The sequence below is a fragment of the Burkholderia sp. MSMB1459WGS genome, assembly GCF_001534535.1.
In the GTDB taxonomy this organism is placed as follows: Bacteria; Pseudomonadota; Gammaproteobacteria; order Burkholderiales; family Burkholderiaceae; genus Burkholderia.
Map to the genome: position 1 here is coordinate 411,275 of NZ_LPMU01000023.1, position 15,942 is coordinate 427,216.

At 67.0% G+C, this 15,942-nt stretch carries 18 protein-coding genes; 10 read left to right on the top strand and 8 right to left on the bottom strand.

What is annotated here, in order from left to right; translation table 11 throughout:
- Positions 1–5 precede the first annotated feature (5 nt).
- Together WT97_RS09500 and WT97_RS09505 are read right to left on the bottom strand one after the other, a co-directional pair.
- Positions 6–812, bottom strand: a complete 807-nt coding sequence (locus WT97_RS09500; protein WP_060353300.1) for an SDR family oxidoreductase — start codon at positions 810–812, stop codon at positions 6–8.
- A 75-nt stretch (positions 813–887) separates the two neighbouring features.
- The gene (locus tag WT97_RS09505) at positions 888–1,598 is read right to left on the bottom strand and encodes a GntR family transcriptional regulator (protein WP_060353301.1); all 711 of its coding nucleotides are present in this window, start codon (positions 1,596–1,598) and stop codon (positions 888–890) included.
- A 547-nt stretch (positions 1,599–2,145) separates the two neighbouring features.
- Between WT97_RS09505 and WT97_RS34870 the strand changes: the two genes are divergently transcribed.
- Together WT97_RS34870 and WT97_RS09510 are read left to right on the top strand one after the other, a co-directional pair.
- Positions 2,146–2,382: a type VI secretion system amidase effector protein Tae4 gene (locus WT97_RS34870; RefSeq protein WP_257128470.1), complete on the top strand. Its 237-nt coding sequence runs from the start codon at positions 2,146–2,148 to the stop codon at positions 2,380–2,382.
- Positions 2,379–2,831 carry a type VI secretion system amidase immunity protein Tai4 gene (locus WT97_RS09510; protein WP_059789463.1) on the top strand — a complete coding sequence of 151 codons (453 nt, stop codon included), beginning with the start codon at positions 2,379–2,381 and terminating at the stop codon, positions 2,829–2,831. The genes WT97_RS34870 and WT97_RS09510 overlap by 4 nt, the downstream gene beginning before the upstream one ends.
- Before the next feature lie 124 nt (positions 2,832–2,955).
- Here WT97_RS09510 and WT97_RS09515 read toward each other — a convergent pair whose 3' ends face one another.
- Complete coding sequence (locus tag WT97_RS09515) at positions 2,956–4,377, bottom strand: cytochrome-c peroxidase (protein WP_060353457.1); 1,422 nt, start codon at positions 4,375–4,377, stop codon at positions 2,956–2,958.
- Positions 4,378–4,475: 98 nt separating this feature from the next.
- Positions 4,476–6,149, bottom strand: a complete 1,674-nt coding sequence (locus WT97_RS09520) for a phospholipase C (RefSeq protein WP_059505195.1) — start codon at positions 6,147–6,149, stop codon at positions 4,476–4,478.
- A 348-nt stretch (positions 6,150–6,497) separates the two neighbouring features.
- Here WT97_RS09520 and WT97_RS09525 point away from each other — a divergent pair, with 348 nt between their 5' ends.
- Positions 6,498–7,406 (top strand): EamA family transporter, encoded by a 909-nt coding sequence (locus WT97_RS09525; RefSeq protein ID WP_060353302.1) that lies wholly within the window; start codon positions 6,498–6,500, stop codon positions 7,404–7,406.
- A 27-nt stretch (positions 7,407–7,433) separates the two neighbouring features.
- Here the strand turns inward: WT97_RS09525 and WT97_RS09530 are convergent, their stop codons facing one another.
- A complete protein-coding gene (locus tag WT97_RS09530; protein ID WP_060353303.1) occupies positions 7,434–7,907 on the bottom strand; it encodes an Lrp/AsnC family transcriptional regulator in 474 nt (157 codons plus the stop codon).
- 318 nt (positions 7,908–8,225) lie between these two features.
- Between WT97_RS09530 and WT97_RS09535 the strand changes: the two genes are divergently transcribed.
- The 6 genes from WT97_RS09535 (at position 8,226) to WT97_RS09560 (ending at position 12,589) form a co-directional block, all read left to right on the top strand.
- Positions 8,226–9,611 carry an amino acid permease gene (locus tag WT97_RS09535; protein WP_060036125.1) on the top strand — a complete coding sequence of 462 codons (1,386 nt, stop codon included), beginning with the start codon at positions 8,226–8,228 and terminating at the stop codon, positions 9,609–9,611.
- Positions 9,612–9,657: 46 nt separating this feature from the next.
- Positions 9,658–10,860 carry an amino acid aminotransferase gene (locus WT97_RS09540; RefSeq protein ID WP_059505203.1) on the top strand — a complete coding sequence of 401 codons (1,203 nt, stop codon included), beginning with the start codon at positions 9,658–9,660 and terminating at the stop codon, positions 10,858–10,860.
- A gap of 169 nt (positions 10,861–11,029) precedes the next feature.
- Positions 11,030–11,428, top strand: coding sequence for a DUF488 domain-containing protein (locus WT97_RS09545; protein WP_059505205.1), 399 nt, complete (start codon positions 11,030–11,032; stop codon positions 11,426–11,428).
- A 111-nt stretch (positions 11,429–11,539) separates the two neighbouring features.
- Positions 11,540–11,830, top strand: coding sequence for a DUF1488 domain-containing protein (locus tag WT97_RS09550; RefSeq protein WP_034204866.1), 291 nt, complete (start codon positions 11,540–11,542; stop codon positions 11,828–11,830).
- Positions 11,831–11,846: 16 nt separating this feature from the next.
- The gene (locus WT97_RS09555; RefSeq protein ID WP_006479066.1) at positions 11,847–12,086 is read left to right on the top strand and encodes a hypothetical protein; all 240 of its coding nucleotides are present in this window, start codon (positions 11,847–11,849) and stop codon (positions 12,084–12,086) included.
- Positions 12,087–12,238: 152 nt separating this feature from the next.
- Positions 12,239–12,589: a hypothetical protein gene (locus tag WT97_RS09560; protein WP_059789466.1), complete on the top strand. Its 351-nt coding sequence runs from the start codon at positions 12,239–12,241 to the stop codon at positions 12,587–12,589.
- A gap of 28 nt (positions 12,590–12,617) precedes the next feature.
- Here the strand turns inward: WT97_RS09560 and WT97_RS09565 are convergent, their stop codons facing one another.
- The 3 genes from WT97_RS09565 to lhpI all read right to left on the bottom strand — a co-directional run bounded on the left by WT97_RS09565 (position 12,618) and on the right by lhpI (position 14,923).
- A complete protein-coding gene (locus WT97_RS09565) occupies positions 12,618–13,397 on the bottom strand; it encodes a helix-turn-helix domain-containing protein (RefSeq protein ID WP_059505209.1) in 780 nt (259 codons plus the stop codon).
- 16 nt (positions 13,398–13,413) lie between these two features.
- Positions 13,414–13,818, bottom strand: a complete 405-nt coding sequence (locus tag WT97_RS09570) for a response regulator transcription factor (RefSeq protein WP_059505211.1) — start codon at positions 13,816–13,818, stop codon at positions 13,414–13,416.
- Between the two features lie 169 nt (positions 13,819–13,987).
- On the bottom strand, positions 13,988–14,923 hold the full coding sequence (lhpI, locus tag WT97_RS09575) for a bifunctional Delta(1)-pyrroline-2-carboxylate/Delta(1)-piperideine-2-carboxylate reductase (RefSeq protein WP_059505213.1): 936 nt from the start codon (positions 14,921–14,923) through the stop codon (positions 13,988–13,990).
- A gap of 262 nt (positions 14,924–15,185) precedes the next feature.
- On the opposite strand from lhpI, the gene WT97_RS09580 reads away from it, so the two are divergent.
- A complete protein-coding gene (locus WT97_RS09580; protein WP_059505215.1) occupies positions 15,186–15,923 on the top strand; it encodes a FadR/GntR family transcriptional regulator in 738 nt (245 codons plus the stop codon).
- Positions 15,924–15,942: the final 19 nt, after the last annotated feature.

The following is a 15,942-nucleotide window of genomic DNA, read 5'->3' on the forward strand; positions in this document are numbered from 1 at the left end:
AGGCGTCAGAGCACTTCGACGTTGCCGCAGACGGAGATCGCCTGCCCGGTGATCCCGTGTCCGCCCGGCGAGCACAGGAACAGCGCGGTCGCGGCGATCTCGGTCGGATCGGTCATGCGCCGCAGCGAGATCTTCTCGAGATAGCGCTTCTCCATCTCGTCGTAGCCGATGCCGAGCTGCTGTGCACGCGCCTCGATCACGCGGCGCATCCGCGGGCCGCGCACGATGCCGGGCTGGATCGCGTTCACGCGGATGCCGAGCGGCCCGAGTTCGATCGCGAGGCTCTTCACGAGGCCGACCACCGCCCATTTGGTGGCCGCATACGGCGTGCGGAACGCGTAGCCGAGCCGGCCGGCAACCGACGACAGCGCAATGATCGCGCCGCCGTGTTTCGATTCGCGCAGCAGCGGCACCGCACGGCGCGCGAACTGGAATTGCGCATTCAGGTTGATCGCGACCGTTTGTTCCCATTGAACGGGGTCGATTTCGTCGATACCGCCGGTCGGGCCGGCGATGCCCGCGTTGTTGACGAGCACGTCGAGGCCGCCGAGCGTGGCCGATATGTCGGCGAACACACGGTCGACCGCCGCCGGAACGGATACGTCGGCCAACGTTGCGCTGATCGCGCTCGTCGCGGCGTGCGGCGGCCGATCGGCGAGCGCCGCGATCGCGGCTTGCGACGCATCGCACACGTGCACGCGCGCGCCGCATTCGGCGAACGCGCGGGCGATTTCGAGACCGATGCCCGACGCGCCGCCCGTCACGAGGACGCGCAGGCCGTCATAGGGTTTCAGCAGGTCGGAAGCTGTCATGTCGGGTTGTCTCCATCGTTGATCTAGTAGGGGTGGCCGGCCGCTCGTGCAAAGGCCGGCCGTGGCAAGCGGCCGCTACGGCTTCGCCTTCGCGGTTCGCGGCGTCTGTTCGGCCCGCAGCGTCTCGGCGAGATCGTGTGCGGCCCCGCCGATGTCTAGCGCGATGCCGGCTCGCACGCCGGCGCCGTCGCGCCGTTCGAGCGCATCGACGATCGCGAGGTGCGCGTCCATCGAGCGCCGCATGTGCGGGATGTCGAGCGCGACCATGTTGAGGAACGGGCCGACGCGCATCCACAGGTTCTCGACGATCGCGAGCGTGTTTTCGCTGGCGCCGTGCGCGTAGATCGCGCTGTGGAACGCAAAATTGCTTTGCAGGTAGGCGCGCGAGCGGCCGGCCTCGACGTGCGCCTGCATCGTCTCGCAGGTCTTGCGCACGGCCGCGATCTGCGTATCGGTCATCCGTGCGCACGCGCGCTCGGCGATGCAGCCTTCGAGCGCGATCCGCACGTCGCGCAGCTCGTCGAGCGTGTCGAGCGTCATCGGCGGGACGACGAGCGCGCGGTTCGGGCCGTCGACCAGTGCGCGTTCGGCGCGCAGCCGCGTGAGTGCGGCGCGCACGGGCATCGTCGACGAGCCGACCGCCTCCGCGACGCTGCGCAGGCTCAGTGCCTGACCAGGCGCGAAGCGGCCGCTCATCAGCGCTTCGCGCAATTGCAGGTAGACCTTGTCGGCCATCGTTTCCTGTTCGATGGCTTTCAGTGCGGGCGGGACGATACGAGGCGGCAAGGCGGGGTTCTCCTGGGTTTGATCTGCGATCTGTGATCACACTGGCGATGGGCGAAGTTTTGTCGATCGGGGCGCAGGAGTCAAGTCGAACGGGATCGGGGAAAACGAGGGGGGTGAAGCAAGGATCGGCATCTGGAAAGTCGCCATCCTTACAAAATTGTTTCAATCGCGCATCATGCCCCCTGATTCGAAGGACTCGAAGGCACTCGGAGCACATGAGCTGTCGCGAGTTTTCGATGCGTTCCTCGAGCCGGATTCATTTCAACAACAAGGAGCCAACAAAGTGAAACGACCATCATTTGCCATTGCGTGGGCGGGCATCCCAGCGAATCTACGACCCGGCAAATTCCGGTGAACGCGTCGCGAAAGTGATAGGTGGATACGTCGAGAAGAACGTCAACAATCCGAATTCGACAGAGCGATGGAGCAACACATGCGCGGTGAGGATGAGTTATATCCTGAGTGAAGCCGGTATGGTGATGCCGAGAATCCCCGAACAAACGATGTCGGCAGAGGCAATCGGCAATACTTTTTTCGTGTCAGGGACTTGATCCGTTTTCTCGAGCAACGATGGGGAAAGGCTGAGGGCGTCAAATATCCGCCGGCGAACGGAGGGCCACTTGCCGGTCGACAGGTCGTCATTCTGTTCGAGGTGTCGGGGTGGAGCGATGCACAGGGGCACGCCACGCTGTTCAACGGGCGGACATGTTACGACCATTGTTACTTCAACGAACCGGGCACGCGGTATCGTACCGATCGCGCAAATTTTTGGAGCCTGTCATGAGGGGAGTCCGGATCGCTGCGGCGTTGGCGTGCCTCGCGTTTCAACCTGCGATGGTCGTGGCGAAGGACGCCGGACAGGTGTCGCCCGGGGCCGGTTCACGCACTTACCTCCAGAACTTCAAGGACATGGCGCTCGCGGAGTGTCTGGCTACCGCATACGAGCAGACGCCCGGCGTGAGCAAGGACATCGGCAGCAGTACCCGTGCGTTGCGCGACTGGACCTACTACGACATGGAACGTGCGCCGGACGTCATTCACGCGCTGGTCGCGAAGTATCTGGCTCGCGATTACCGGAATCCGGTTGTCGAATCGGAAGTCGCGGATGTGAAGTTCGACTTCCTGAAGTGCATCGATCTGTATCACGGCAAGGAACTGGACGCCGCGGCGAAGCAACTCGTATCGCGCCCGAATCGTACCTACCGGGCCGAGCATCCGCCAAAGCCGCAGTAGCGATCGAACGCCGTTGCGCGATGCAACGGCGCGCCGCGTGCCGTTTCGCCGACGCTATTCGAGCGTCCGGATCGAACTGCTGATCCCGCGCGCCGCTGATGCGGCACGCCCCCCCGGCAAGCGCTCAGTGCTGCGCCGGCGCGTCCGTCAGCGTGCCGAGAAACGCTTCGATATCCTTGATGTCCTGCGCCGTCATCGCGGGCTTGTCGCCGGGCTTGCGATCGAAAGGCGCATCGGTCACGTCGACGTTCGCACGATATTTCGGCGGAATGTCGTCGTATTCGTCGACCTTGCCGTCCGCGCCGCGCGAATAAAACTTCTGCGGCGAGATGCTGCGCTCGTTGTAGAACGCCATCACCTGGTCGAGCGTGTGGAACACGCCGTTGTGGAAGAACACGTGGCGCGTCGCCGAATTGCGCAGCGTGGGCGTCAGGAACATCCCGCAGTACTGGGTCTGGTCCTTCAGGTCGTCGCGGAACGGCCCGCACACACCGAGATCGTAGAACGCGGGGTTGCGGTTCTGCGCGAGCGCGCGGTTGCGCGGCGCGCCGAGCGCCTCGTACTGGTAGTCGGTAAACATCGGCGGCAGCCCGTCCTTGCCGGGTTTCGACAGATGACAGCCGGCGCAATTCGCCTTGTCCGGATCGTTGAACAGGCGCAGCCCGCGCAGTTCGGCCTGCGTGAGACGCGCGCGGCCTTCGAGCCAGCGGTCGTACTTGCTGTCGTACGGATGGAAGGACGGATCCTCGACCTGATAGCGCGCGATCGCGAACATCGCCTCCGACACCGCGAGCTGCGGGCTGTCGAATACGCGCGCGCCGAACAATTGTTCCAGTTGCGCGCGATGCGACGACTGCGCGAGCTTGTGCGCGACGTCGTCGACGCTCGCGTTCGCCATTTCGACCGGATTCAGCAGCGGGCCGAACGCCTGTTGCTGCAGCGTATCGGCGCGGCCGTCCCAGAACAGCCCGCCCTGCGGCACGAGCTGAGGCGCGGCCGACGTGCCGGCCACCTTCTGCGCCTTGACGACACCGGCCGCCGCCGTGGCCTGCTGCGCGACGCTCGGCGCGGCGTCGTTTTCCCCGGCATCGGGGCCGATGCTGAAATTCGGCTGGCGGTACAGATACATCAGCGACGGCGGCGGACGATAGCCCTGCTGCGTCATCGCGAGGCCGCCCGGCTGCACGTCGAGCGCATTCGGCGGGCCGTACGCATGATCGGGGCTGTGACACGACGCACACGACTGCTTGCCCGACGCCGACAGCGACGGATCGTGGAACAGCGCGCGCCCGAGCTGGGCGACCGCCGACAGCGGCTGCACGGCGGGCCGTTGCAGCACGACCGGGTGCGGGTTCGCGCCGGTCCAGTCGGCGACCACGGCGCCGATCGCCGCGGGTACCCGCGCGGGAAACGCGATAGCGAACGCGCCATAGCCGATCGCGGCCGTGCCGAGCACGAATGCGGCGCGGCGCAGCAGGCGGGAAGGGGCACGCGGCGCGGGCGTGCCGGCGGCATCGGGAGACGGAAACGCGGGGCGAGCTGTCATGCTGTCGGTCGAAAAACGAGTGTCGCGCAACGCGGCGCGTTGAAATGGAAACGGCCGGCGCATCTGCATGCGCCGGCCATGCGGTCAGGCCGCGACGGTCAGATCGACGGTGCGGCGCTCAATACGGTACCGAGCGTCGGGTCGAGATAGAGCGGCGTCGTGTTCGGCTTCGACGTGAAGTCGAACAGGTTGCGCAGGTCGCCCGCCGTCGCATCGAACGAGCCGCCGCCGATACGCTGGCCGCCGAGCCAGTTGTCCTCGATGAAGCGCACGACGGACGACTGGTCGAGCATCGTGTGATCGACGTAGTTCTGCTTCGCATACGGCGAGATCACGACCAGCGGAATGCGCACGCCCGGGCCGCAGCGGCCGTTCACGGTCGCGCCGTTCACGCCGGTGGTGCCGCCCGTGCCGCACTTGCCGGCGCCGTTGAGCTGATCGACCGGGTCCGACGACGCGTGCGTCGGCGACGTGTACACGTGGTCGTACCAGCCGTCCGAGTCGTCATAGGTGACGATCACGGCCGTGTTCTGCCAGTCCGGTTGCTGCTGCAGGAAGTTGACGACCTTCGTCACGAACGCCTGCTCGTCGAGCGGATCCGAATAGCCCGCATGCCCGTCCTGCGCGGCCGGCGCCTTCAGGTAGCTGACCGACGGGAAGTTGCCGGCCTTCACGGCGGCGAAGAAGTCGTCCGTGTCGTACTGATGGTTCGCCGGTTCGGGGGTCTTGCCGTCGGTCTCGACGCTCGAACCGATCGCCGCGATCGAGCTCGGGCGCGTGTGCTGCGGGTTCGCGGTCGACGCGTAGTACTGGAACCAGTTGTGGTGCGGAATGTAGTCGGCCGTCGCGGCGTTCACGGCGGTGGCGACCGTGCTGCGCGCGCAGCCCGTCGTGCCGTTGCCGTTCGTCGTCGACAGGTTGAAGCCGCCCATGAAGCCGCCCCACGTGATCTTCGCGGCGTTCAGCAGGTCGCCGATGTTCTTGCCGGTCATCATCGCCTGGTCGGTCGTGCTCGAACACACGTCGAAGCCCGGGTCGACGTCGTTGATCATCGTGAAGCCGCCCTGGCCGTCGTTGATGTAGTACGAGCTGGCGGCGAGCGTCGACGGCTGCTTCGATGTCTTGACGATCTGCATCCCGTTGGTCTGACCCGCCACGACGTTCAGTGCACCCGGCGTCGACGGACCGTAGACCGTCGTGTACGTGTTGTCGCTCATCGCGAAGCGCTGCGCGTAGTTCCACAGCGCGGTCACCGTGTTGCCGTCGAAGTAGCCCATCACCTGGCCCTTCGTGCCGAACGCGCCGGCGCCGCCGGACGAGCCCTTGCCCGTGTATTTCGGGAACAGGTCCGCGAGGCCATTGTCTTCGGCCTGCTGTTCGGCGGTGTAGGCGTGGTTCTGGTCCGCCGTCGCGGCCTGCGTGCGGTCGAGGCGGAACGGGTTCGCCGCATCGGTGCCGTTGGCCGTGTTCGTGAAGTTCGGGTTCGCGGTGAGCAGCGTGCCCGTCAGGCCGTTCGGCGTCGGCGTGCCGGGTTTCGCGGTGAACGCCGGTTCGCCCGACGGGTTCGTCGCGTTCGGATAGGTGCCGAAGTAGTGATCGAACGAGATGTTTTCGCCGTAGATCACGACGACGTGCTTGATCGGCGTGGCGGTCTGCAGCGCATCCTGCGACGACACGGCGGGCGTCGGCGTGGAATCGTCGCTGCCGCCGCAGGCGAACAGCGCCAGCGCTGCGGCTGCGCAGGCAGTGACGAGCAAGGCTTGACGGAACATCGGGAAACTCCAGGGTAAGGTCTTCGATGGTGGAGAACGGCCCCGTCGCCGTGTCGGTTCGGCGCGAAGCTCGTGAGGGAGCACGCGCATTGGAACAGCTGCGTATGAAGATATGGGGACGGAGTGTTTTCGCGACGGTTGCGCTGTGGTATCGATTCCATTACGCCGCGGTGCGAGGCGAAAGAGAACGGAAAGGGGTGGATCGCCGGCAACCTTCGCGTCACATGGGGCAGCGTGCAGGCCGAGTGCGGCGCACGCGTTGCAGGGCGGGCGACCGGGGCAGGCAGCCGAATCCTTTACGGCGGGCCGTCGGTCGCTTTTTTGACAATCCGGTGACGCATTCATACGATGAACGCCTGCCGCGCATCGCGCGCCTTCGACCGTCAGGGAGTGTTCAGCGTGCCGATCCCCATTCTGTTCGCCGTTCTGTGTGCGGCGTTCCTGCACGCGTCATGGAATGCGCTGGTGCGCAGCAGCGGCGACCGGCTGCGTTCGGCCACGGTGCTGCAGATCGCGATCGGGCTGTTCGCGCTGCTGTTCCTGCCGGCTGCCGTGCCGATCGCGCCGGCGAGCTGGCTCTGCGTCGTTGCATCGGCCGTGATCCACGTCGTCTATACGCTGCTGCTCGTTCGTGCGTACGAACACGGCGACCTGAGCGTCGCGTATCCCGTCGCGCGCGGCACGGCGCCGCTGCTCGTCACGCTCGGCGCGGCGGCGTTTGCGGGCGAGCGCCTGAACATCGGCGCGCAATGCGGGCTCGTGCTGATCTGCGCAGGGATCATGGCGATCGGGCTGGAACGCCGGCGCGGCGCGCAACACCGGATGATGCAGGTGCTGCCGACCGCGTTCGCGACCGGCGTGTCGATCGCGGCGTACAGTGTGGTCGACGGGATCGGGGTGCGCGAGAGCGGCAGCACGGTCGGCTATACCGCGTGGATGTTCGTGCTGACGGGCGCGCTGATGGCCGCGTACTACCGGCTGCGGGCGGGGCCGCTGCGGTTGACGCAGGAGGTCGGCGAGACGGCGAAGGCCGCATGCGGCGGCGTGTTCGCGGCGCTCGCCTACGGCATCGTGATCTGGGCGATGGATCGCGCGCCGATGGGGCCGGTATCGGCGCTGCGGGAGACGAGCGTGGTGTTCGCGGCGCTGATCGCGCGCGTCTACCTCGGCGAGCGGCTGACGCCGCGCCGGGCGGCCGGTTGCGCGGTGATTGCAGCGGGAGCGTTGCTGATCGGTGCGTTCGAGGCGGCGAGCTGAACGCATCGGCCCCGCGCGCCGGGCGTGTCAGCCTTCCACCGGCATCGCGCTCGTGCACTTGATCTCGTCGAGGCACACGCTCGAATGCACGCCGCTCACGCCGGGAATACGCATCAGCGTTTCGAGCAGGAAGCGCGATAGCCCTTTCAGATCGTGCGCGATGACCTTCAGCACATAGTCGATGTCGCCCGTTACCGAGAAGCATTCCTGAATCTGCGCGAGGTCCGACACGAGTTTCTGGAACTTCGACAAATCGCGGATATGGCCGCGCTCCATCGTCACGTGCACGAACGCGGTGACGCCGAACCCGAGCGTATCGGGGCACAGCCGCGTTTCGTAACGGCGGATCGCGCCGATCTCCTCCAGCCGGCGGTGGCGTCGCAAGGTCTGCGCGGGCGACAGGCCGACCGCCTTCGCCAGGTCGAGGTTTGACGCGCGGCCATTCTCCTGCAACACCGACAGCAAATGGCGATCGATGCGATCGAGGACCGGTTCAGGCATTTTTGTTTCCTCATCTGTCTCCTGGATGCAATCTTATCTCATAATGTAGGGTTTGCATGAGCGGGTTACGCAACCCGATTTCGCCGTCGCAACGCTAAACTGACGCCGGATTTTCGTGTGCGGCCGCAGCAATGCGGCGCGGGCAACGAGTCGGCGGTCGATCTGGCCGCCCGCCGACGCGAATCGGACGCCCCGCGCGAGGATTGCAGTCCCCCAACTCGGCGGCTCCACGAACGGCCGCCGGCACAGCAAAACAGCGCCCGGCACACCGAGGCGCGCCGCACCGCGTCAGGCGGGGGCGGACAGAGTGGAGAAGACATGGTTTCTGGAAACGAGAGCGACGGCCTGAAGCGCGGGCTGAAGAACCGGCACATCCAGCTGATTGCGCTCGGCGGCGCGCTCGGCACGGGGCTGTTCCTCGGCATCGCGCAGACGATCAAGATGGCCGGCCCGTCCGTGCTGCTCGGCTATGCGGTGGCCGGCATCGTTGCGTTCTTCATCATGCGCCAGCTCGGCGAGATGGTGGTCGACGAGCCCGTCGCGGGGTCGTTCAGCTATTTCGCGAACAAGTACTTCGGCCACTTCACCGGCTTCCTGTCCGGCTGGAATTACTGGGTGCTGTACATCCTCGTCAGCATGGCCGAACTGTCCGCCGTCGGGATCTACGTGCAGTACTGGTGGCCGGGCGTGCCGACCTGGGTGTCGGCGCTCGTGTTCTTCGTCGCGATCAACCTGATCAACCTGACCAGCGTGAAGTCGTACGGCGAGACGGAATTCTGGTTCTCGATCGTCAAGGTTGCCGCGATCGTCGGGATGATCGGCTTCGGCGGCTGGCTGCTCGTGAGCGGTCACGCAGGGCCGGAGGCAACCGTCCGGAACCTGTGGCAGCACGGCGGCTTCTTCCCGAACGGCGTGTCGGGCCTCGTGATGTCGATGGCCGCGATCATGTTCTCGTTCGGCGGGCTCGAGCTGGTCGGTATCACCGCGGCCGAGGCCGACGATCCGAAGCGCAGCATCCCGCGCGCGACCAACCAGGTCATCTATCGGATCCTGATTTTCTACATCGGCGCACTGGCCGTGCTGCTGTCGCTGTATCCGTGGGAGAAGGTCGTCAGCGGCGGCAGCCCGTTCGTGCTGATCTTCCACGCGCTGAGCAGCAACCTGGTCGCGAACGTGCTGAACGTCGTCGTGCTGACGGCCGCGCTGTCGGTCTACAACAGCGGCGTGTACTGCAATAGCCGGATGCTGTTCGGCCTCGCGCAGCAGGGCAACGCGCCGAAGGTGCTGTGCTCGGTGAACAAGCGCGGCATCCCGCTCGCGGCACTCGGCGCATCGGCGCTCGCGACCGGCGTGTGCGTGCTGGTCAACTACTTCATGCCGGGCAAGGCGTTCGAGGTGCTGATGGGCCTCGTCGTGTCGGCGCTGATCATCAACTGGGCGATGATCAGCCTGATCCACCTGAAGTTCCGCCAGGCCAAGCGTGCTGCGGGAAAGGAGACTTCCTTCCGCAGTCTGGGCTATCCTTTCACGAATTACCTGTGCCTGGCATTCATGGCCGGCATTCTCGTCGTGATGTACCTGACGCCGGATCTCCGCCTGTCGGTGTACCTGATCCCGGTATGGCTCGCGGTGCTCGCGATCGGGTATCGCTTCCGTCAGAAGAATGCGGGCTTTGCGGTGCACGACGGCGCTTCCGCACGCTGACGCAGGCCACGACCGACCCTTCTTCCAAACGAGACCGACTCAAGCCATGTTCGAACACATCGACGCGTACCCGGGTGACCCGATCCTGACGCTCAACGAGAACTTCCAGAAAGATCCGCGCGATCGGAAAGTCAACCTGAGCATCGGCATCTATTTCGACGCCGAAGGCCGGATTCCTGTGATGGGCGCCGTGCGCGAAGCCGAAACCGCGCTGCAGCGCGACAGCGGCCCGAAGCCGTACCTGCCGATGGTCGGCCTGGCCGCGTACCGCGACGCCGTGCAATCGCTGGTGTTCGGCGCCGATCACCCGGCCCGCGCGGCCGGCCGCATCGCGACGCTGCAGACGCTCGGCGGCTCGGGCGCGCTGAAGGTCGGCGCCGATTTCCTGAAGCGCTATTTCCCGGATTCGCAGGTGTGGCTCAGCGATCCGAGCTGGGAAAACCACCGCTTCATCTTCGAGCGCGCCGGCTTCACGGTGAACACGTACCCGTACTACGACGAGGCGACGGGCGGCCTGAAGTTCGACGCGATGCTTGCGGCGATCGACGCGTTGCCGGCGCGCAGCATCGTGCTGTTGCACGCGTGCTGCCATAACCCGACCGGCGTCGATCTCGACGAAGGCCAGTGGGAGAAGCTGATCGACGTGATCGAGGCGCGCGGGCTGCTGCCGTTCGTCGACATGGCGTACCAGGGCTTCGGCGCGGGCCTCGACGCGGACGCGTTCGCGGTGCGCGAGCTGGCCCGCCGCGGCGTGCCGACGCTCGTCGCGAATTCGTTCTCGAAGAATTTCTCGCTGTACGGCGAGCGCGTGGGCGGCCTGAGCGTCGTCTGCGAAGACGCGGCCGCGGCCGACCGCGTGCTCGGCCAACTGGCCGGCGCCGTGCGCTCGAACTACAGTAACCCGCAGACCTACGGCGCGAAGGTCGTCGCGGCCGTGCTCGGCACGCCGGCGCTGCGCAAACAGTGGGAGGAGGAACTGTCGGCGATGTGCCGCCGTATCGCGAGGATGCGCCAGTCGATCCACGACGGCCTGCGCGACCACGTGAGCGGCGAAGCACTCACGCGCTACGTGAAGCAGCGCGGGATGTTCACGTATACGGGCCTGACCGAATCGCAGGTCGACGCGCTGCGCGAGGTGCACGGCGTGTACATCCTGCGCTCGGGCCGGATGTGCGTCGCGGGCCTGAACGACTCGAACGTCGGCATCGTCGCGGACGCGATCGGCAAGGTGCTGAAGAGCGGCGTCTGAACGCGGCGCGGCGGCGCGCCACGCACGATGCGGAACCGGCTGTATCCCGTCGCGGGAGCAGCCGGTTTTTTGTTGGGCAGCCGTCATGTGCGGTGCCCGGCTGACGCGCGGGCAGACGGGGCGGTACGATCACGGGATCGTATGCAAGACAGGGGAGCAGAGGAGCGACATGGGCATCCGGATCATCCAGCTCGGCACGCCGCGCGCGGCCGGCGAAGGCCTGCGGATCGGCACGGTGCGGCGGCCGCCGCGCGGCGTGCCGAAGGCGGAATTCGCGTCGCGCAACTACTATGATGTATGGTTGCCGACGCTGTCGCCGAGCCCCGAGCTCGTCGCGCAGGCGCAGGCCGCCGAAACCGACGCCGAATGGAAGGCGTTCAAGCGCCACTTCCGCGCGGAGATGGCGCACGGCGATCCGGCGAAGGTGCTGGACCTGCTGGCCGCGCTGTCGGCGACCACCGCGCTCTCGATCGGCTGCTACTGCGACGACGAGCGCCGTTGCCACCGCAGCGTGCTGCGCGAGCTGCTCGCGGAGCGCGGCGCGGCGATCGAGCCCGACGCGGGCTGAAGCGGCGTCGGGCGGCCGCACCGCGATCGTGCGGTGCAGCGAACCGGTTGACGTGGGTCAAGCGCGCGGTCGCGCGCACCACTATGCTCTCGTCATGGAGCCATCGCGACGATGACAGGCCGACAGATGCACATCACTTTCCCGCCCGAGCCGCCGGAATACTGCGCGCGCGACCTGGTCGTCGCGTTTTCCGCGCTGGTGGACGGGCGTTGCGTCCAGTGCGCGGTCACCGCCGAGGCGCTGGAAGACCATTTCGGCGCGCGGTCGCTGCTCGAACGCGATCTGCTGAGCGCATTCGACGCGCACCGGCCGGCCATCGAGGCGATGGCACGACGAATGCTCGAGGAAATCGGCGGCCGGCCGGTGCTGCTGCACAGCGGGCACTTTCGGCTCGAAGGCTGATACCGCAGGAGGGCGCATGACACTGCAGGGCAACATTCACGAACGCGACTGGTCGGTCGAAGTGGAGACGCGCCCGTGCGAATCGGGCGAGTTCCGCTGCCGCGTATCGGTCGAGCACGGCGCCGGCGCCGCGCGGTTTCATCATACGTTCGAGCACAGCCACGCGTATCCGACGGAGCGCGAGGCGATGATCGAAGGGTTGCGGGCCGGCATGACGTGGATCGAGATGAAGGCATCGCAGACCTTCAACGTATGAACGGTTCCGCGCCGGCGACGCGCGGGCAGGCCATCGGCCGGCCGCGATCGAAACATGCGCGCCGCGCCACGGGAAACACGTGCTGCGCCATCGTGAGGCGGCCGGCACATGCAAGGCGGTCGACGAGCAGGCGGCCCCGTCAGGAGGGCGACATGGGCGTGGGCATGCAGATCGCCTGTCTCGGATTCACGGGTTCGGCAGCGATCGAAGCCGAAGCCGGCGCGCAACTGGTGCGGCTCGAACGGTTTCGCGCGTTGATCGATGGCTGCCAACTCGCGATCGAATCGCGCATGGTGGCCGATGGCGTGCGTCTGTACGACGTGCGGCTAGACCTGACGATGCACGGCGCGACGCTCCGATCGCTGCCGCCGTGCGTCGGCGCCGACGTGGACGATGCGCTGCGCCGCGCGTTCGCGCAGGCCGAGCAGGCGTTGATCGCGTGGCAGGCGGGCGCCGCAACGGCGGCGCTGCGCGACGCGGCGACGGGCGACACGATGCGGTAATGCCGCGCCGACGGTCGTGCGCCGTACGTCAGACCTGCGCGAGCGCTTGCGCGTCGATGATGCGCACGCGCTTGCCGCGCGTTTCGACGAGCGCTTCGCGATGGAACCGCGAGAACATCCGGCTGACGGTTTCGAGCTTCATCCCGAGATAGCAGCCGATTTCCTCGCGCGTCATCCGCAGGTTGAATTCCGTCGCCGAATAGCCGCGCGCCTCGAACCGCGACGACAGGTTCAGCAGGAAATGCGCGACGCGCTGCTCGGCCGACATCGTGCCGAGCAGCAGCATCTGGCTCGATTCGCGGACGATTTCGCTGCTCAGCATCTGGTAGAGGAAGTGCTGCATCGGCTTCATTTCGCGGCACGCGGCTTCGAGCGCGCCGAACGGAATGATGCACACCACGCTGTCTTCCAATGCGATCGCGTCGCAGCAGTGCTGGCCGCCGCCGATGCCGTCCATCCCGAGCGTTTCGCCGGCGATCTGGAAGCCCGTCACGTGCTCGCGGCCGTCGCGATGCATCATCACCGTCTTGAACGAACCCGCGCGCACCGCATAGATGCTCTGGAACGGATCGTCGGTGCGAAACAGCGCGTCGCCCTGGCGAACCTGTCGCGTCGTGCAGATGATCGCGTCGAGACGGCCGTATTCGGCGGCCGTCAGGTGCGGCGGCAGGCACATCGAGCGCATCGCGCACGCCGAGCAGCGGGCGGCCGGATGCTTGATGGCGTCGGCGCGTGCGGCCGGGCGCAGGGCAATCGTGGGCCGGGATACGACGGACACGTCGGCGGCGCAGGCGGTGGCGGTGGACATGAGTCGCTCCGGCTCGTCAGGGGCGGTGCACGCGAGCGTGCACCAGGGATTCGATGACACGGCACGCGGCGTCGAATTCGACCGTCTTGTCGAAGAAATAGTCGGCTCCCGCCGTCGCGCATGCCTCCCTGAATGCCGGCGCCGAATGATTCGTCAGCACGATCGTGACGATGCGCGGCGTGGCCTTCGACAGCATCCCGATCAGGTCGAGGCCGCTGCCGTCCGCGAGCCGCACGTCGACGATCACCACGTCCGCGCGACTGCTGCGGATATGCGTCCACGCGTCCTGGCCGTCTTCCGCTTCGCCCACGACGACGACGCCGCGGATCGCGCCGACGAGCAGCGCGATCCGCTGGCGAACGGCGACTGCGTGATCGACGAGGAACACCCTGAGCGCGGTGGGTGACAGGCTGGCATTCATGCCGGCAGTATCGTGTTGCGCCGCCGAAATTGAAATCGGCCGAATTGGAACTTCGTGTAGGCCGCGTCGACACGGTGTAGGGCGTTTCCTACACCGCGTACGGGAAACCGCCGGCGTGGCTCCGGCGATGCGATGCCGCGTGTGCGGCGTGAACGGTTGCGCGTGCGGGTCAGCCGGCGCGGCGCGCGGCCAGCGCGTCGCGCGCGGTGCGGCACGCGGCCAGGTCCCACGCGGCGCAGCCGACGCTCTTGAACAGCAGCGGGCCGCCGCGGGCGAACGTGCCGTTCAGCACGTCGGCGAGCGATGCGACGTGCCGCCAGTCGACCTGCGCAACGATCAGATCGCCGGCTTCGTGGCGCGCGCCGGCCGGATCGTCGACGACGAGCCGGCTGCCACGCACCGTGCTCGCGTCGATCTCGGCGGCATCCGCGGTGAACGCGCCGACGCCGACCACGAGCCGGCCTTCGCGCGCGGCTTCGCGGTAGACGGGCGTGCGGCTCGTCGTCAGCGTGACGACCACGTCGATCGCATCGGGAACCGCATCGCCGTCGAGCGGCACGAGTCGCGGTGCATGCGTGCGGTGGGCGGCGCAGAAGGCGGCCGCGCTGTCCGCTGTCGTGCCGCGCACGTGAAGGCGCGCTTCCGGAAAGATCGCCGCGAGCGCTTCCGCGTGATTGGCCGCCTGCTTGCCGGTGCCGATCAGCAGGATGTCGCGGGGTGCGGCGCCATGCAGCGCCTGGATGCCGAGCGCGGTGATCGCCGCCGTGCGGCGGCCGGTGACCGTCGGGCCGTCGAGCGCGAAGCGCATTGCGCCGGTGGTGGCGTCGTACGCGGTGACCTGGCCGAGGATCGTCGGCAGCCCACGTGCGCCGTTGCCGGGGCACACGTTCACGAGCTTGTGGCTCGCCAGGTCGTGGGCGCTCGACGGCATCGACAGCATCACGCCGCCGCCTTGCAGCGGCACGACCAGGCGTTCGGGGCTGACGATGTCGCCCGCCGCATATTCGACGACCGCTTGCCTGAGCGTGGCGAGCAGCGCCGGGTAGTCGAGCAGCGCGGCCGTATCGGTCGCGTCGAAAACGGGAAGCGGGGAAGAGGCGGTCATCGTGTACGTCGTGGGCGTCGGTGAGCGTGAACGGCGGACGCATGCCGCGCCCGCCACAGATCTGCCGGATACCGTGACACAGGGCAGTGGATCGAATCTATACCACTTTCTGGCGCACCCGCAACCCAGAAAATAAAGCGTTTCGTGGATTTTGGTTCTAATATCTGGCCAGAAGGCTCGCCGCTGCCGCGCTGGCCGCGCCGCTCCGGTATAGTGCGAACCCATTCCAGATCCACGCCCGCGAACGGGCAGGAGCCATACGATGATGTCCGCGCGTCCCGACTCACTCGAAGGCGGTTTCAGGCCGCTGCAGATCTACGAGCAGGTAGCCGAAAAGATCCGCGACGAGATCCGCGCGGGACGGTACGCGGCCGAATCGCGGCTGCCGTCCGAGCGCGAACTCGCGGCGCTGTTCCAGGTTGGCCGGCCGGCCGTGCGCGAAGCGCTCGGCGCGCTGCAGAACGAAGGGCTCGTGTTCACGAAGCGCAATTCGGGCACCTACGTCGTCGCGGCGCCGCTCGACGTGCTCGCGCAGCGCGGCGACGCGCACACGGCCTCCGAGGCCGACTTCAGCCCGACGTCGACGCTCGACGTGCGGCTGATCCTGGAGCCCGCGATCGCGCGCCTCGCGGCCGCCCATGCCCGCGCGGACGCCGGCGCCGAGCGCTATCTCGCGCAGATGGAAACCATCACCGACGTCGACGATCCACACCAGCGTGCGCTGTGGAACGAGAGCGACCGGCTGTTTCATCGACAGCTCGCGCTGATGACCGGCGATGCGCTGATCGTGAAGATCGCGGACGAAGTCGCGAAGACGATGGACCAGCCGCTGTGGAAGCGGCTGAAGGACGACGGCATCTACGACGCGGGCCGGATCCGGCTCTATGTGTCCGAACACCGGCTGATCTATGAGGCGATCGTGTCCGGCGACGCCGATGCGGCCGCGTTCTATGTCGAACAGCACATTCGCCGCGTGCGGCGCGATATCGCGCCGAAGTAGCACGCCTGCACGCACTTCT